Source organism: Catenulispora pinistramenti (assembly GCF_018274385.1).
GTDB lineage: Bacteria > Actinomycetota > Actinomycetes > Streptomycetales > Catenulisporaceae > Catenulispora > Catenulispora pinistramenti.
Map to the genome: position 1 here is coordinate 34,199 of NZ_JAAFYZ010000023.1, position 16,945 is coordinate 51,143.

At 70.1% G+C, this 16,945-nt stretch carries 14 protein-coding genes; 4 read left to right on the forward strand and 10 right to left on the reverse strand.

The annotated features are described in order from the left end of the window. Positions 1-113: 113 nt before the first annotated feature. The 5 genes from KGQ19_RS09685 to KGQ19_RS09705 all read right to left on the reverse strand — a co-directional run bounded on the left by KGQ19_RS09685 (position 114) and on the right by KGQ19_RS09705 (position 4,430). Positions 114-422, reverse strand: a complete 309-nt coding sequence (locus tag KGQ19_RS09685) for a hypothetical protein (protein WP_212008742.1) — start codon at positions 420-422, stop codon at positions 114-116. A gap of 182 nt (positions 423-604) precedes the next feature. Beyond that, positions 605-1,483, reverse strand: coding sequence for a universal stress protein (locus tag KGQ19_RS09690; RefSeq protein ID WP_212008743.1), 879 nt, complete (start codon positions 1,481-1,483; stop codon positions 605-607). 184 nt (positions 1,484-1,667) lie between these two features. Beyond that, a complete protein-coding gene (locus KGQ19_RS09695) occupies positions 1,668-2,891 on the reverse strand; it encodes an alpha/beta hydrolase family protein (RefSeq protein ID WP_212008744.1) in 1,224 nt (407 codons plus the stop codon). 16 nt (positions 2,892-2,907) lie between these two features. Beyond that, entirely contained in the window at positions 2,908-3,693 is a 786-nt protein-coding gene (locus tag KGQ19_RS09700) for a hypothetical protein (RefSeq protein WP_212008745.1), read from the reverse strand. Next, positions 3,693-4,430 (reverse strand): ABC transporter ATP-binding protein, encoded by a 738-nt coding sequence (locus KGQ19_RS09705; RefSeq protein ID WP_212008746.1) that lies wholly within the window; start codon positions 4,428-4,430, stop codon positions 3,693-3,695. The genes KGQ19_RS09700 and KGQ19_RS09705 overlap by 1 nt, the downstream gene beginning before the upstream one ends. Positions 4,431-4,564: 134 nt before the next feature. Here KGQ19_RS09705 and KGQ19_RS09710 point away from each other — a divergent pair, with 134 nt between their 5' ends. Both KGQ19_RS09710 and KGQ19_RS09715 read left to right on the forward strand, forming a co-directional pair. Continuing rightward, positions 4,565-5,596, forward strand: coding sequence for a sensor histidine kinase (locus KGQ19_RS09710; protein ID WP_212008747.1), 1,032 nt, complete (start codon positions 4,565-4,567; stop codon positions 5,594-5,596). Continuing rightward, positions 5,593-6,249 (forward strand): response regulator, encoded by a 657-nt coding sequence (locus tag KGQ19_RS09715; protein ID WP_212008748.1) that lies wholly within the window; start codon positions 5,593-5,595, stop codon positions 6,247-6,249. Before KGQ19_RS09710 ends, KGQ19_RS09715 begins: the two co-directional genes overlap by 4 nt. Before the next feature lie 1,893 nt (positions 6,250-8,142). Here the strand turns inward: KGQ19_RS09715 and KGQ19_RS09720 are convergent. Both KGQ19_RS09720 and KGQ19_RS09725 read right to left on the reverse strand, forming a co-directional pair. Then, positions 8,143-9,414: a S53 family peptidase gene (locus KGQ19_RS09720; RefSeq protein WP_212008749.1), complete on the reverse strand. Its 1,272-nt coding sequence runs from the start codon at positions 9,412-9,414 to the stop codon at positions 8,143-8,145. A 14-nt stretch (positions 9,415-9,428) separates the two neighbouring features. After that, entirely contained in the window at positions 9,429-11,423 is a 1,995-nt protein-coding gene (locus KGQ19_RS09725) for a hypothetical protein (RefSeq protein ID WP_212008750.1), read from the reverse strand. 295 nt (positions 11,424-11,718) lie between these two features. Here KGQ19_RS09725 and KGQ19_RS09730 point away from each other — a divergent pair, with 295 nt between their 5' ends. Next, a complete protein-coding gene (locus KGQ19_RS09730) occupies positions 11,719-12,843 on the forward strand; it encodes a low temperature requirement protein A (protein ID WP_212008751.1) in 1,125 nt (374 codons plus the stop codon). Between the two features lie 60 nt (positions 12,844-12,903). On the opposite strand, the gene KGQ19_RS09735 is transcribed toward KGQ19_RS09730, so the two are convergent. After that, complete coding sequence (locus tag KGQ19_RS09735; RefSeq protein WP_212008752.1) at positions 12,904-14,268, reverse strand: FUSC family protein; 1,365 nt, start codon at positions 14,266-14,268, stop codon at positions 12,904-12,906. A 58-nt stretch (positions 14,269-14,326) separates the two neighbouring features. On the opposite strand from KGQ19_RS09735, the gene KGQ19_RS09740 reads away from it, so the two are divergent. Then, complete coding sequence (locus KGQ19_RS09740) at positions 14,327-14,833, forward strand: MarR family winged helix-turn-helix transcriptional regulator (RefSeq protein WP_212008753.1); 507 nt, start codon at positions 14,327-14,329, stop codon at positions 14,831-14,833. Between the two features lie 14 nt (positions 14,834-14,847). Here the strand turns inward: KGQ19_RS09740 and KGQ19_RS09745 are convergent, their stop codons facing one another. Continuing rightward, positions 14,848-15,783 (reverse strand): methylenetetrahydrofolate reductase, encoded by a 936-nt coding sequence (locus KGQ19_RS09745; RefSeq protein ID WP_212008754.1) that lies wholly within the window; start codon positions 15,781-15,783, stop codon positions 14,848-14,850. A gap of 149 nt (positions 15,784-15,932) precedes the next feature. Further along, complete coding sequence (locus KGQ19_RS09750) at positions 15,933-16,937, reverse strand: aldo/keto reductase (protein WP_212008755.1); 1,005 nt, start codon at positions 16,935-16,937, stop codon at positions 15,933-15,935. Positions 16,938-16,945: the final 8 nt, after the last annotated feature.

Sequence of the window (16,945 nt, forward strand, 5' to 3'; positions counted from 1 at the left end):
CCGGCGCGGGCGTCAGGCACCAGGCTGCGCTCGCCGCCTCAGTGGCGCTGTGTCTCAGTGAAGCCGCGCCTCAGCGCTGCGGTGCAAGGCCCTTCTTGCGCGAGCCGAGGGATTCAGGCTGCCCTGCGCCGCAGGAACACCACGTTTGTGTGGGGCGCGAGGGATGTGTACTGCGCGAGCGCGGCCCGGACCGCACCCCGGATGTCGAGCCGGACCTGCGGATCCAGGGCGCAGGCAGTGCTCACGTAGACGATCGCCAGGCCATCGCGCTCGACCACGGCGATCCGCGGCTGGTCGTCGACCCAGTTCGCGGCCAGGGCGCGCTGGACGCCGAGCAGGACCTCGCGGTGGGCGTCGTGGCTGCGCTCCGTGGCGGACGAGGCGTATGGGGCTTGGTCGTCGTAGACGGAGATGGCGCTCATGGCCGGGCCATTCTGTCGAAGGAGCCTTGTCCCTCCACCGTCGCGCCGGAGTGCGCGTTGTTTCAGAGGCTGTGCTCCTGCCGTCGCCGGGCCGAAGGTCCCGATCTGTCGGGCCTTCGGGCTCTGCGGTGCGGTCGTCCCACCGTGCCGGCCTTCCCGCCGACACGGGACGCTCGCCGAGGTCAGTGCTCGGGAACGATCGCGACCGGGCAGTCCGCGTGGTGCAGGACTGTGTGGGCGATCGCGCCGATGCGCGTTCCGTCCTTGCCTTCGTGCGCGCGGCCGCCGATGACCACCAGGTCGGCCCGGTCGGTGGCTTCCACCAGCAGCTTGGCCGGCAGACCGGCCAGAACATCAGGGGTCACCTGGACCTTGGGGAACATCTGCTTCCACGGCGCCAGGGCCGTTTCCAGCTTCTCCCGTCCCCGTTCAAGCGCTACGTCGTGCTGGGCGCGCGTGAAGAACTTCGCGCCGTAGGCGTACAGGTCCGCAGGGTCTTCCCAAACGTAGAAGGCGTAGAGGTGGGCGTTGCGGCGGGCGGTCTCCTTGAACGCGAACTCCAGAACCTCCGGGCCTGTACGCGGGTCCTGGCCGACGTCGAGGCCGAGCATGACGCGCTGGGTGGTCTTCTCGCAGGAGCCGCGTGTTACCAGCACCGGACAGTGGCTTCGGGAGACCGTGCCCAGTGACACCGATCCCAGTAGCTGCCCGCTCAGGCCACCCCGTCCCCGGCCGCCGACGACCAACAGTGAAGCGAGGTTCGCCAGTTGTGCCAGGGCCGGAGCCGCGGGGCCGGATACGGCTGCGGTTTCCACGTGCAGGTCAGGGTGTTCTGCCTGGACCTTCGCCGCGGTCACGGTCAACTGCTCCTCGGCCGCGTCGTGCAGGAGTTGCTCGGGTGTGAAGCCCGGCGGGAAGCCCTGGGTCACCGGGGCGTACCCGTGGTAGGCGTGGGCCAGCCACAGTGCGGTGCCGCGCAGCTCCGCCTCCCGGACGGCCGTGGCGATCAGGTGGTCACTGTGCTCGAAGTCGTCGACGCCGACGACCACGGGTCCGGTCATGGTCGTGTTCCTCTCCCATTGATGAATCAGGCTTCTTCCAGATTCGGTCGCCGGACCGAAGACGGTCAGGGCCGAAAGGCCCGGGCGGTCCGGGACATTCGGGCACTGTCCGAAGCGCCGTATGTCATCCGCATGCTGGGCACTGCGGCGATGACGCGCCGACGGTGTGGCGCCGACGGTGTTATCAGGGGATGAATACGACCTCGGGGAACCGTCGCGAGGGTCGCTCGAGCAGCGTCCGGTGCCGGTGCCGCAGCGCCTGATCGAAGAACGCCCGCGGATAGGTCTGCTGCCAGGCGAGGGCACGGTCCGGGGCGATGGTGCCGAAGACGGGTAGCAGCGTCGCGGGCGGTACGGACAGCAGGGGGGCGAGTTGGGGATAGAAGGCTTCCAGGTCGGTGAAGGAGGCGTGGCCGGAGCCGGTCAGGGCCAGGTCGCGGTGCCAGCCGCGCAGGTGGGTCCAGAAGTTCTGGTACTCCGGCAGGGTGGCCCGGCTGGACTTGTTCCCGTCCACGATCAGGAACGGCCGGTCCAGGCCGTCCTGCACCACCGGGCCCGCGGCGCCGCCGTCGATGTCCATCCCGGCGGCGAACCGAGGGTCGGCGTACATGCTGGAGGCGACGTTGACGCCGCCGAGGGAGTGCCCGAACAACCCGACCTGCTGCAGGTCCAGTGCCTGGGCCAGGCCGACCGGCATCGGGTGGTGCTCGGCGTCGGGGTCCGCGCCGTGGCTTGCCGCCGCGAGTTGGTCGAGGACGAAGCGGGTGTCGGCGACCCGCTCGGCGAGCATCGCCTGGCCGTCGCCGCGCGCCGCGTCCGGCACGGCGTTGACGATGTGGCCGTCCGGGAACTCCACTTCGTCGCCGTCGTAGGGGAAGTCGACGGTGACCACCACATACCCGTGGCTCGCCAGGTCCTCGTCGATCACTGTCGTGTTGTCCCGGGTGGCGTTCTTGCCGGGCAGGTACATCACCACCGAGTGTCGACCGCCGCGCCGGTCGGCGGGAGCGTCGGTGTGGGCGTGGGCGGCCGGCAACACCGCCTGACCCGGTCCCAGGCCGAGGTCGCCGGCCAGGAACTCGGCGCCGGAGGCCGGGGGCATGTAGGGGGCGGCCGGGAACCTGTCGGCGTCCTGGGTCGCCGGATACCAGATGCTGACCATCAGCTCCCGGACCGGATGCGTCGGCACCCACGGCTCGCGCCGGGTCGGGTCCACCAGGTGCAGGACCGTCTTGCCGACCGGGTGCGGGCCGGTCGGTGCCGGCAGGGTGAGCCGGATCGGTGCCTGAGCCGCGGGCGGGGGAACTGCCGCGTGCGCCGTGGTGGCCGGCGCGAGGGGTGACAGGGCCGTCATCGCGCAGCCCAGGGCCGCGATCTGTCGGGCCGCATGGGGTAGGAGCAGTGGCATCTTCGTCTCCGGGGGTTCAGGCGTCGCGGGTGAATCGCCATGCGCCCAGGACGCCGGCGAGTGTGAGGTAGAGGGCCAGGTCGAGCAGGGCGAAGGTCAGTGAAGGGACGCGTTCGGGGCGGGGTGGGTGCGGCTGGATCTGGGCCAGGGTGTCGGCGGCGTTGCTCAGCATGAGTTTGCTGGGCAGGTAGGACCAGCCTTCGACGGCTTTGGCGGCGCCGTAGCCGAGGTAGACCAGGGCGAACAGGGAGGCGATCGCGCCGGCGGTGTGGCGCAGGACGGCTCCCAGTCCGTAGCCGACCATGGTCACCGCGAACAGATACAGGCCGGCGCAGAACACGGCACGGAATACGCCCGGGTCGGTGAGGCTGACCTGCAGATGCTGCTTGGCCAGGAAGGCCTGTCCGATGAAGAAGCTGCCGAACGCCGCGAGCTGGCCGAGCAGCAGCGCGAAGGAGCCGACGACGAGCGTCTTGGCGGTGTAGGCGACGCCGCGGCGCGGCGTGGCCAGCAGGGTGAAGCGGATCAGGCCGGTGGTGTATTCGCTGCTGACGGCCAACACGCCCAGGACCCCGAACGCCAGGACCGCGAAGGAGAACCCGGACAGCGAGTCGCCGACCGGGTCGAACTGGGCCCGGTCGGCGGCGGCCATGCGCGGCCAGCTGCTCGCGATGTGTGAGACGTCGGCGATGCTCAGGGCCAGGCCGAAGGCCATGGCGAAGGCGGCGGTGAGCCAGGTCGAGCGCAGGGAGCGGAGTTTGACGATCTCGGAGGCGACGGCGCCGGACAGGGCGGTGGGCATCAGGGTCTCGTTCCTTGGCTCGGCTGCGTGCGGTAGTCGACGGCGGTGGCGGTGAGGTCGAGGTAGGCGTCCTCCAGGGATGTCCCGGGCGGGACGAAGTCGGCCATCGCCACGTCGGCCAGCAGCCGGCCGCGGCCGATGACCAGCAGGTGGTCGGCGGTCAGGGCCATCTCGCTCATCAGGTGGCTGGAGACCAGCACGGTGCGGCCCTCGGCGGCCAGCGTCCGCATCAGGGTCCGGATCCAGCGGATGCCCTCGGGGTCCAGGCCGTTGACGGGTTCGTCGAGGATGAGCAGCGGCGGATCGCCGAGCAGCGCGGTGGCGATGCCCAGACGCTGTTTCATGCCCAGGGACAGGGTGCCGGTGCGGCGGGTGGCGACGTCGGTGAGGCCGACCAGGGCCAGCACCTGATCGATCCGGTCGCGCCGGATGTGGGCGGCGGCGGCCAGGGCGCTCAGGTGCGCGCGGGCGGTGTGGCCGCGGTGGACGGCGCCGGCGTCGAGCAGCGCGCCGATGTGGCGCAGCGGCTGCTGGAGGTCGCGGTAGGCGACGCCGCCGACCAGGGCGCGGCCGGCGTCCGGGGTGTCCAGGCCGAGGACGGCCCGGATGGTGGTGGATTTGCCGGCGCCGTTGGGGCCGAGGAAGCCGGTCACCCGCCCGGGATGCACGTCGAAGGTCAGGTCGTCCACGGCCGTGGTGCGGCCGAAGCGCTTGGTGAGGTGTTCGCATCTGATCACGGTTCCCACGATGGCGCGGCGCCCGGGTGCAGATCGTCGGCCCGCGGACAGATCTTGTCCGTCCACGGTCTGCCCTGGGGCATACCTCTTGGGGGCGACGCGGGCCGGGCCGGTGCCGCCTAGGCTGGGCGATCATGGACTCCGATGCGACATCGGCGAGGTGGCCGATCCCGCGGTGGTGGCCGGAGGCTCTGGGCGCGGGGTCGCTGGCCGTGTGCGCCTTCGCGCCCTGGCATCCGCAGGCGATCTTCTGGGGCGGGCTGCCGCTGGCCTTCGCGGTTTTCGCCTTGGCCGCGCTGCGCCCGACCCGCACCGGCGGAGTCGGCTTGGGTGTCGCCGTGGCGGTGGCGGTGTCCACCGGGCTGCCGCGGTTCGAGCACGCCGGGGCCGTGGCGCCGTTCACGCTGTTGTTCGCCGCGGCTTGGGCGGTCGGGTTCGCGATCGGCCAGCGCCGCCGTTACCTGTACACGCTGCTTCGCCAGGAGCGCGACCGCGCCGACGGGCAAGCCGCGGCCGAACGGCTGCGGATCGCCCGCGAGATGCACGACGTCATCGCGCACTCGATGAGCGTGATCGCGGTCCAGGCCGGGTTCGGCCAGCTGGTCATCGACACGCGCCCGGACGACGCGCGCGCGGCGCTGCAGGTGATCGAGACGACCGGCCGCGAGACGTTGGAGGAACTGCGCCGGATGCTGGGCGTACTGCGCGATGACACCGAGCAAGCCGGCCTGGCTCCGGCCCCGAGCCTGGCCGATCTGCCCCGGCTGGCCGAGCAGACCGGCCGTGCGGGCCTGCGGATCGAGCTGACGGTGACCGGACAGGCGCGGCCGCTTCCGGCAGGATTGGAGGCCGCTGCCTACCGGATCGTGCAGGAGGCGCTGACCAACGTGGTCAAGCACGCCGCCGCGGCATCGGCACGCATCTGCGTGGACTACCATCCCGACGAGCTGGTCCTGACCATCACCGACGACGGGAGCGCCCGTCCGGACCCGGCCACGGAACCTCAAGGGCGGGGGCTGCCGGGCATGCGCGAGCGCGTCGCCCTCTACGGCGGCAGCGTGCAGGCCGGGGCGCACCCGGCTGGCGGATTCCGGGTCCGGGCCCGCATGCCCGTCGATCCGTCGCAGACCTCAACCTTGCCCGTGACTGCGCGGGAGGCGCCATGACGATCCGCGTGCTGGTGGCCGACGACCAGCAACTGGTCCGCGCCGGCCTGGCCGGCATCGTGCAGGCCGCCGCGGACCTGGAGGTGGTCGCCGACGTGGATGACGGCCGACAGGCAGTCACCGCCGCGGCCGAACACCGACCCGACGTCGTCCTGATGGACATCCGGATGCCGAGGATGGACGGCATCGAGGCCACCAGCCGCATCACCGCGGCCGGCCACGCCCGCGTCCTGATACTCACCACGTTCGACCTCGACGAATACGTCTTCGGCGCCCTGCGCGCCGGCGCCAGCGGCTTCCTCCTCAAGGACACGCGGCCACTGGACCTGCACGCCGCGATCCGCACCATCGCCCTCGGCGAGGCGCTACTCGCCCCGCACATCACCAAACGACTCATCGCGGCATACGTGGAAGCGCCGTCGGACAAGCTGAGCCGGCCTCGCGCACCACAGCTGCCGACCAGCGTCACCAGCCGCGAACGCGAGGTCCTGTTGCTGGTCGCCGAAGGGCTGAGCAACGCCGAGATCGCCGACCGCCTCTTCATCGGCACCGGAACGGTGAAGACCCACATCGCCAGGCTGCTCACGAAACTCGACGCGCGCGACCGCGTGCAGCTGGTCATCCTCGCCTATCGAACCGGCCTGTCCGAGTAGTACCGGTGGCGGTCGTCGACACCGACCACCACCTGCGACACCACCCATTGCCGGCCGACAGACTGGTGCCGTATCAGTCAACGTTTGCCCTGGTGATGATTTGGCCTGGGCGGAGGTCGTCGGGGTGGCGGTTTCGCTAGATTGCTGGCGGGATGCGGGATGCGGGATGCGGGATGCGGGATGCGGGGTGCGGTAGAGGGCCGGTTTGGGGTGTTCGGGTTCGGATCTTCTTTGGGGTTGCGGTTTGCTGGCCGGGTTGCGGTTGGGGTGTGGGTTGAAAGGCGATTTTTACGGCCTTCGGTCATAGTTGTGCCGGTTCGGGGTTCGGGGTGGTGGGTGTGTTTGTCGGCTGCCGGTTCGCGCGTTCACGACCCCGCCTCACCTCAGGCCTCTTCAACACCGGCAAGTCAGAGCAAGGACGCAGGCAAGATCAACAGCGCAGGCAAGATCAAGAGCTGAAGATCAAAAGCTGAAGATCAAGGGCAAGGTCAAGGGCTGTGGTGAAGGGCCGGGCCTCCGGCGGGCCTCGGCAACCTCAGGGAAACTAGCGCGGTTCCCTCGGGTGGCCGGGTCGGTCTCAGCGGCTGCGGTTTGTGGGGTGGTGCGGTCCGTTCCCCTCGGTCGCGTCGTCAGCCCGGGGGGTACAGCACCGGTGTCCGGGGGTAAAGTCCGCGCGCGGCGGACATGCAGGTAGGCGGCGGTTTTGTTCAGCGCGAACTTGACCCCCGGCCACCGGCACTGTAGGCGAAGCCCTGCCGACGCGACCGAGGGGAACGAACCGAAAACCAGCCGGAAGAATGGCAAAGCCCGGTGGTTGGGTACCGGCGGCTCGGCGGATTCGGCCGCCGGTCGGGGTGCTGGCAGCGCGGCGGTCGCAGGGTGCTCATTCTGTGCTGGCGGGTGCGGCCGCAGGTGCGGGCGCGGGCTCGTCTGGCCGCCAAGATCGCTGCCGCCGGATGACAGACGGACCTGGCCGCCGAGATGGCTGCCGCCGGATCACAAACATACCCGGCCGCCGAGATGGCTACCGCCGGATCACAGACATACCTGACCACCAAGACGGCTGCCGCCGGATGACAGATAGACCGGGCCACCCATGCATGCCGCCTACCGCACCCGGACATGTTCCCGACCAACCGACCACCGGCCCGCCGCCACGCCCTCACCGGCAGCGGCATCAACCAACCGGTGTCCTCGTTCCCTGCGTTTTGCATTTCTCCGGCTGGTTTTCGGTTCGTTCCCCTCGGTCGCGTCGGCAGGGCTTCGCCTACAGTGCCGGTGGCCGGGGGTCAAGTTCGCGCTGAACAAAACCGCAGGTCAAATGGCCAACCGCCGCGCGCGGACTTTACCCCCGGACACCGGTGCTGTACCCCCCGGGCTGACGACGCGACCGAGGGGAACGGACCGCACCACCTCACCGGCCGCCGCCGCTGAGACTCACCCAGGCACCCGAGGGAACCGCGCTAGTTTCCCTGAGGTTGCCGAGGCCCGCCGGAGGCCCGGCTCTTCACCACAGCCCTTGACTTTGATCTTGCTTGTGGCTCTTGATCTTGCTTGTGGCTATTGATCTTGTTCTTGATCTGGCCCTTTGTCCTTGCTCTGACTTGCCGGAGTTGAAGAGGCCTGAGGTGCGGCGGGGTCGTGAACACGGGAACCGGCAGCCGACAAACAAACCCACCACCCCGAACCCCGAACCGGCACAACTATGACCGAAGGCCGTAAAAAGCTTTACAACCACAGCCAAACCGCAACCCGGCCCGCAAACTCCAGCCCCCCTGCAAACTCCACCCCGGCCACCCTCAGTTCCAGAAGCCCGCAGCACCAGCCGGGAACCGATCCCATTCGGCGACCGACACGTCGCGAACTACCGGGCAGAGGTTGTCTGATGCGGTACTAGAAAGTGGACAATCCGTTCGGCGTCCCGATCCCAGTCGGTCCGTCGTATCCGACCACTGCGTTGCACTGGTAGTCGCCGCCGCAGAGCGTGCTGGGCGCGTTCGAGCCGCCGACGATGTCGTTCAGGCCCGCGTGTGCGGACGGTGCGTAGAGCGCCGAGGCGTTCGGGAACTTGGCGGGGTTGCCGGCCAGGGCGATCATGCCGGCGATGAACGGTGAGGCGGCGCTGGTGCCGCCGACGATGATCCAGCCGGGCGCGCCGTAGTCGGTGAGGTACACCGCCGGGCCGGTGTCGGGGTCGGCGTCGGCGGAGACGTCGGCGACCATGCGGCCGGGGCAGTTGGGGTCGGTCTGCCAGGCGGGTTTGTCGACCCAGGCCGAGCAGCCGCTGCCGGCGCCGTTCCACGCCGTCTCGGACCAGCCGCGGGCATTCGAGGACCTGGTCAGCGAGGTGCCGCCGACGGAGATGACCGAGGAGAACACAGCCGGCTCATTGGGGATGCCGTAGCCGCGGTCGCCGGAGGAGGCGGTGATCGCGACGCCGGGGTGCGTGTAGTGGGCCGCGTCGGCGGGCGTGTCGCTGGATTCGGTGGCGCCGTAGCTGTTGGAGACCTCGGTGGCGCCGAGCTTGACCGCGGTGTCCACCGAGGTGCCCAGGTCGACGGCGCTGGGCTGGTCGGCCTCCACCAGCAGGATCTTGCACTGCGGGCAGGCTGCCGAGACCATGTCCAGGTCCAGGGCGATCTCCACGCCCCAGTTCTGGTCGGCCGGCAGCGGGGAGGCCGCGCCGCGCTCGTTGACCTTGGTGAAGCAGCGGTCGGCGGTGGTGCAGGCCGGCAGGCCGTAGGTGGAGCGGTAGACGGTGAGGTCCGCCTCGGCCTGCGGGTCGTCTCCGGCGTCGACGATCGCCACGGTCTGGTTCGCCCCGCCGGTGGTCGGCAGGTTGTAGGCGGAGTGCAGGTCCGCCGGGCCGAAGCCGGCCGGAGCGGTTGCTGCCGTGGCGGGCCTGCCGGCGGTGCCGGCCGCGCGGCTGATGTGGGCGGGCTCGTGGACGTCGGTGCGGATCTGGGCGAAGCAGCGGTCGAAGCCGGGTTTCGGTGCGCCGCACACGTCTTTCACGTTGCTCGAAGCCGCCGCGGGGTTGGCGGTGGCCGCGCCGGCGACGGCGGTGGTGGCATCGGCCGGTGTCACCGCCACCGCGACCGCGCCGGTGGTCAGAATGCCGGCCGCGAGCGTGCTCAATATCCTGCGATTCGTGAATTGACTCATCGTTCTGATTCCCTTCAGCCGATGGTGTAGGCGTTGGCGACGGTCTGCGTGATGGAACCGCCGAGCGCGTCGGTGGCGGTCACCTTCAGCCAGGCAGAGCTGCCCTTGGCGCCGTTCTTCCACAGCGCGGCGAAGTGGTTCGGGCCGGCCGGGAGCACCGAAACCGGGGTCCAGGTCTCGCCTTTGTCGTAGGACACGGACACCGTGGCGCCGGTCACGGCGGCGTTCGCGCCGGCCGTGCCGTAGGACTGGTGGCCGACGGTCAGCAGGAGCGCCGCCACGGGGCCGTGGCTGGTGTTGGAGTCGTCCGTGGCCATCTGGTAGTTCAGGTTGAGCACCGGCAGGATCGAGCACGGCGTGGTGCTGTCGGCCCGGGCGTAGCAGATGTTGTCGACCGGGAAGGTCCACGCCGGGTCCGGCGTCGGGGTGTAGGGCACGGTGATGTCGGTGTGCGTCGCGGTGGACTGGGCGAGTGGGAACTGGCTGAGGTCCTGGTCGTACACCAGGCGGTAGGTGCCGGGTCGCTGGGACTGGCCGGTGATCTCGGTCCAGGGGGAGCCGTCCTGCGAGGAGATCTGGACCCCGTCGCGGTAGACGGTGAAGTGGCTGTTCTCCGGGCCGATCGGCTCGCCGACGGTGTCCGGGTTGCCGTCCTGAAGCATGTCCAGTCCCAGGTCCACGGTGCTGCCGTCGGTGCAGGAACGGCACGGGGCGTCACCCTGGTAGCGGCCGGCCTGCGGGGTCAGGGGGCCGTGGCCCCAGGTCCGCCAGGACTCGGTCGGACCGGTGTAGGCCGGGTTGAACGTCTGCAGATCGATCATGGGCGGTTCGATGCCGGCGGACGGCGCGTCGGGGATGACGTCACGGGCGTACTCCGCGCCGCTGGCCGGCGGGCCGTAGTAGGTCGTCAGGGTTCCCGGGACCGTGATGGGATAGATGTGGGAGACTCCTGTGCCCTTTGGGAAAACCGATCCGGTCACGTACGCGCCCTTGTGGGATGTGAAGCCGGGGTCGTTGTCGAACGCGTTGTGGATCGTGGCGAGTTTCGAGGCGTCGATCTGGTAGCTCTGATTCGCGGCTATGTGGTCGGACGCCGGGAATATCACGTCGTAGAGGTAGGGGTCCGCGGTCCCGGCCGGGCTGGAGGCTCCCCAGCCCAGCACTTGGTAGGTGAAGGTGCCTGTCTGCGCCGGCGCGGTCGCGGTGGTGTAGGTGGGCCCGTCCGCCGGGGATATCAGGACGCTGGTCTGCCCGTCGAGGTCGGTGCGGTTGTCCAGCAGTATTCCGCTGTCGTGCACCGCCGGGCGCGGCGTCGTGGCCGTCACCTGGGAGGTCGCGGCGCGCTCGTCGGCGGTCACGGTGGTCAGGCCGGTTCCGGCGACGGTGATGTCGAGCTGGACCACCTGGCGCAGCGTGGGGATGTTCGTCGTCGGGTCGGTCTGGGTGAACAGTGTGGTGGCCGAGTAGTGGCCGGTCGGCACCGCGACCCGTGCCACGCCGTTGGTCAGCGGGACTGGGTTGTTCCACCGGCTGGAGTCGTCGACGTTGGTGAGGAAGGTGAAGCCGTTGGCGGGGTCGCCGTCCATGCCTGTGCCGTTGATCTGCACGATGCCCATGGGGAAGTGCGGGATCACCGCGGGCTTGCTTGGCGCACTCAGTGCCGGGATCTCGTATTGCGATGCCGCGAACTGGGCCGGCGCGGCCAGGACGGACTCGGGGATGACGTAGGAATGCTGCGCGTTCGGGGTGTAGCGGACGGCGGGGACGTTGCTGCCGTCGGGGGCCATCACCGCGACGCTTGAGACCTGGCCGGAGCCGGTGATGAGCACCCGGTCACCGTTCGGCAGGGTGCTGATTTGCGGCGCGGCGGCGGCGAGCGGCCGGGCCGCAGACGCGGCGGCTCTCGGGGCGAGCGGTGATGCGGCGGCCGTGGCGGCGCCGTCCACGGCGACCACGGCCATTGCGATGGCCGCCGAAAGGGTTGAGACACGGCGGGTGCGGGCCAGCACAAGCGTTTCCTCCAGATCATCGTCATGGCTCCGGGATGTGGGACGCGGGACGTGCGGGTCGGAGCTATGGCTGCCATGAACTAGAGATGCAGTGGGGGAGGGGGTAGGTCTCGCAGGGCGACATGCGGCGGGACCATCTGACCCGCCCCGTTCGGATTCACCGACTCGCAGCCTGCCGATTCGCCCCGCAAGGTGGGACTTGGACCATGCCCGCGCGCGAGACCAGGAGGACCGGACGATGGCCACGGGCACTCCTGCCGCTCCGCCTTCAGCTCCTGAATCACTCCTGCGCAGGATGACCCCTCGCGACCGTGACGAGCAGCATCGCGCGGCCACCTCGCTGGAACTGTTCTTCGACCTGTGCTTCGTCGTCGCCGTGTCCCAGGCCTCGGCGCAGCTGGCGGCGGCGCTCGGCCACGGCGAGGTGAAGAAGGCCGTCTTCGGCTACCTGATGGCGTTCTTCGCCATCTGGTGGGCCTGGATGAACTTCACCTGGTTCGCCTCTGCCTTCGACACCGACGACGTCCTCTACCGGGTCACCACGCTTGTCCAGATCGCCGGCGTCCTCATTTTCGCGGCCGGCATCCCGCGGCTGTTCGACAACCACGACCTCGGTATGCCGATCCTGGGCTATGTCGTCATGCGCCTGGCGATGGTCACCCAGTGGCTGCGTGCGGCGCACGGCTGTACCGGCCCGCTGCGTACCATGGCGCTCCGCTACGCCGGGGGCATCGCCGCGATCCAGGTCGGCTGGGTCCTGATGCTCCTGCTGCCGGACTCCTCACACGCCTACGTGATGCCGCTCGGCGTCGTCGCCGAGCTCTCCGTCCCCGCCTTCGCCGAACGCGGTGCGAGCAGCCCCTGGCACCCGCACCACATCGCCGAACGCTACGGACTGTTCACCCTCATCGTCCTCGGCGAGTCGGTCGCCGCCGCCACCGTCGCCTTCCAGTCCGCCTCCGACGAGCACGACGCCATGAGCACCCTGATCCCGATCGCGGTCGGCGGGATCCTGCTGTGTTTCACCGCCTGGTGGGTCTACTTCGCGCGCTCGGTCCACAACCACCTGCGCTCCAACCGGCAGGCGTTCCTGTGGGGTTACGGCCACTACGCCGTCTTCGGCTCGGCGGCGGCGATCGGCGGCGGACTCGAAGTAGCCGTCGAGCACGCAGTCGGGCAGGCGCACATCTCCGCGGCGGCGGCCACCGCGTGCGTCACCGTCCCGGCGGCGATCTACTTCTTCACCGTGTGGTTCATCCACATCCGGCATACCAAGCACGGGGCGTCGCAATGGGTGCTGCCGGTCTGCTCGGCGGCGGTGCTGGCCTGCACCCTGTTCGGCGAATCGGGAGTGCTCGCGGCAGGGATCGTCTCGGCGGCCGCGCTGGCGGTCGGACTGTGGCTGGCGGCACGGGGATAGCGGGAGGGACCCTGACCCCGAGTCGGGGTTGCCATCGGCGAGGTCCTATCCGGCCTGGATTCAGGCTTGCCGGCCGAGTAGTTGGCGTCCGGTGTGCTCGGCGGCTTGGACGGCCTCGTGGGGAAGGGATTTCAGGTACCACTCGCTGCGGGCGGTGTCGTAGGCGGTGCGCAGCGCGGCGAGTTCGGCGGTGAGGGCGGCTCGTGCGGTGTGGAGCGCGGGGTTCGGGGTTTCGGTTTCGGCTTCGGCCGGAGCGCGGTCCAGGACGGTGTGGGCGTGGTCGACCCGCTCCAGTGCGGCCTCGACGCCGTCGACGACTCGGCGGTTGGTGATGATCATGGCGGCGGCCAGGCCGATCACGCTGCCCGCGACCGTGTCGATGAGGCGGCTGGTCACCATGGGGCGGGCCGAGGTCCAGTGCATGAACTCGCTCATCGACAGGGCCAGCGGCGTCACGAACGTCACGGCGAGGGCGTAGTTGCGGGCGATCAGGCATTCGGCGGCGAACATCAGCACCGGCATCCCGATCGCGAGCGGCCACAGGTGGCCGCCGCCGGCCACGACGAAGACCGCGGTGAGTGCGACGCCGGCCACCGTGCCCATGCACCGCTGGATCGATCGTTGATACACCATGCCGACGGTGGGTCCCTGCAGCACGGCGGCGGCGGCGATCATCGCCCAGTACGGCCGGTCCACGCCGAGGGTCAGGCACACCAGGCCTGCCAGCGTCGCACCGACGCCGACGCGGAGCGCGCCGGGGAGGTGTGGCCGGACGTGTGGACGGCGAGCCGGGCTGGCCGTTCGTCCCGGGGCGGGCGTCTGCGCCGTGCCGGCTCCACGGACTGTGCCGGCTCCACGGGCTGCGCGGGCTTCAAGTGCGGCAGCGGGCCCGGGTACGGCAGGCCCGAAGAACGACAGCGCGACTGCCCACAGCCCGCCGAGCACCCCGACAGCTACGTGCCCGGGTATCTCGTGCAGCTGTTGCGGGGTGAAGGCGAGGGCCGCGGAGCTGAACGTGATGATGATGCCGCCCGGCGGCGTGGCCCCGAGCACGTCGCATGCCAGCTTCGCCGACAGCGCGATGGCTCCCACGGCCAGGACGCGTCCCGCGGTCGGCGTGTGCAGCGACGCGGCGAGCAGGGCCATTGCGCCGGCTGCCTGCAGCGCGATCGCGGCGCCCGCGGTCGTTCCCATCCGCAGGCGCCGCGGCTTCTGTTGCGCGTACAGGATGGCCAGTGCGCCGGAGATGGCGAAGGCGGCGAGGTCGGGACGTCCCAGTACGAGAACCAGCGCGGCGGGGGCGCCGACGGCGAGCGCCGCGCGCAGCGCCGTGAAGACGGTCGCGCTGCCGTGGACACGGCGGACGTGCAGGCTGTCGCGAAGCGCGGGCAGCGGGCGGCGGTGGCTAGGGTACAAGGAGGTCACCCCAGAAGCTTAGCAAGTGTTTTACCTGTAAAATAATCCGTGGAAAGTGAGACCCGCCATGCCCGAGGACATCGTCTCCTCCGTCATCAGGCAGTGGGCCGAGGTCCTGCCGGGCCTCGACCTGGAACCCATGGAGATCGTCGGCCGCCTCTACCGCTGCGCGAACCTCCTGCACCTGTCCGCCGACGCACCCCTCGCCACCTCCGGCCTGACCCGCCCCGAGTACGACGTCCTGTCGGCCCTGCTCCGCGTCGGCGCGGACGTCACCCCCAGCCGCCTGGCCCGCGAGACGTTCGCCTCCGGCGCCGCCGTCACCAAGCGCATCCGTGCCCTGGAGGCCCGCGGCCTGGTCGCGCGTACTGTGGACGACCACGACCGCCGCGTCGCCCGGCTGTCACTCACCGAGGCCGGCCGCGGACTGGTGGAACAGGTGACGCCGCGCCAGATCGAGTACGAACGCACGATCCTGGCCGACCTGGGTCCCGACGAACGGGCCGAGTTGTCGCGGCTGTTGTCGCACCTGCTGATCACGCTGGAAGGCCGATTCGGCGGGCTCGCGCGATAGCCGCGCCCCTCGTGCTACCGGCCGCGCCCGAGCAGTTCGCTCACCTCGCCGGCGAGGGCGACCGAGGCCTCGATCTCGACTCGGCGGATCGACACGCTCTCCACGAGGAAGCCGAACGGCATGCCGAGCTTGCGGCAGAAGGCGACCAGGTCACGGGCGTTGGCCAAGCAGTGCTCGTACGACTCGGCCAGGGTGTCCTCGGCGTGCAGCAGCGAGTTCGTGATCCAGCGTGGCACGTCGACTCCGAGCCATTTGAGGAACGTCAGCGTCTTCACCGAGCCGCACACCGAGAGCGTGAACAGGACGGGCTTGGGGGCGAGCTGCCGGTCGCGGCAGGCGTAGTAGTAGTCGGAGACCATGCTCTTCACCGCGTCGGCGTTGTAGATGACCTGCGAGATGAAGAACGTGCATCCCGCTTCCTGCTTGGCCAGCAACCGCAGGTGCTCCTCGGGCCGCTCGGTGATGGCGACGCCGCCGAGCAGCAGGTCCGGGCGGACGTCGCGGCGCAGGGCCTGTGCCTCGGGCAGGCGGGTCCGAACCGCCTTGTCCTTCGAGGCCGCACCGACGAAGACGCCGAGCACGCGGTCCGTGTCGGCCGTCTGCAGCCAAGTCCGCAGCTCCGCCTGGGGGTACTTGCCGACGCACCGGTAGATGACCGCGGGGCGGTTCCACTCGCCGAGGTATTCCGCGTGGTAGACGGCGGGGTCCATGGTCGGCAGGTACGGAAACGGCCGCTCCGCGGGATTGCGGTCGCTCTCGTCGTCGATGTCGTAGAGCGCCAGACCATCCACGTCGAGGAAGTCCAACCGCGCCAACGTGGCCGCGGTGATCTCCCGGACCCGCTCGGGAGCGGTGCTCAGACGCGGCGGAGTGATGCCGAACAGCAGGATGCCGCTTTCGGCGTCGTTCACGAGCGTCGGCAGAGCCGTGTTGTCTCTGTCGTCCACCATGTCGCGGAAGCTACCAGCTCATTCGCCAGGCGGCAGGCGAACGTCACTCTGTGAGATCGGATACGGCCACTCTCCCCGGAGGGAGCTGTGATGATCATGCGCTGGGCGCGCTGGCCATACCGCCGCCGGGGCGAGAGGCGGACCGGGGCTCAGCGCGGGACAGCCCCGGGGCCGGCCACGGGGATCTGGATGCCGCTGGGCATGCGCGGTGTGTAGGGCGCCTCGAGCTGCTGCGCCTCCTCGTCGGTGAGCCGGAGGCTGAGCGCGGCGGCCGCGTCGGCGAGGTGCCCGGTCCTGGTGGGTCCGACGATCGGCGCGCTGACCACCGGGTTGCGCAGTACCCAGGCGAGGGCGATCTGCGCCATCGGGACGCCGCGCTCGGCGGCGATCGCCTGTACCGCGTCGGCGATCGGCTTGTCGTCGTGCGGCATCAGCTGGCGGGCGACGGCGTCGGTCCCGCTGCGGGCGGTCTGCTCGCCCCACGGCCTGGCCAGGCGCCCCTTGGCCAGGGGGCTCCACGGGATGGAGCCGACGCCCTGGTCGGCGAGCAGGCCGAACATCTCCCGCTCCTCCTCGCGCTGCATCAGGCTGTACTGGTTCTGCATCGAGGTGAACTGCGTCCAGCCGTGCAGCCGCGCGGTGTACTGCATCTTGGAGAACTGCCACGCCCACATGCTCGACGCGCCGATGTAGCGGGCCTTGCCCGCCTTGACCACGTCGTGCAGCGCCTCCATCGTCTCCTCGACGGGGGTCGCCGGGTCGAAGCGGTGGATCTGGTACAAGTCGATGTAGTCCGTGCCGAGGCGGGTCAGGGACGCGTCGACCTGCTCCATGATCGCCCGGCGGGAGAGCCCGGCGCCGCCGGGGCCGTCGCCCATCTGGAAGAACACCTTGGTCGCCAGCACGATGTCCTCGCGCCGTGTGTACTCGCGGATGGCCCGGCCCACGGTCTCCTCCGAGGCCCCCCGGCCGTAGGCGTTGGCGGTGTCCCAGAACGTGATCCCGAGCTCGACGGCCTCCCGGAAGACGGGCTCGGCCTGCTCGTCGTCGAGCGTCCACTGGTTGTTGCCGCGCGCGGGGTCGCCGAAGCTCATGCAGCCGAGTGTGATCCGGCTGACCTTCAGTCCTGACGTGCCGAGACGCTGGTATTCCATGGCGCATT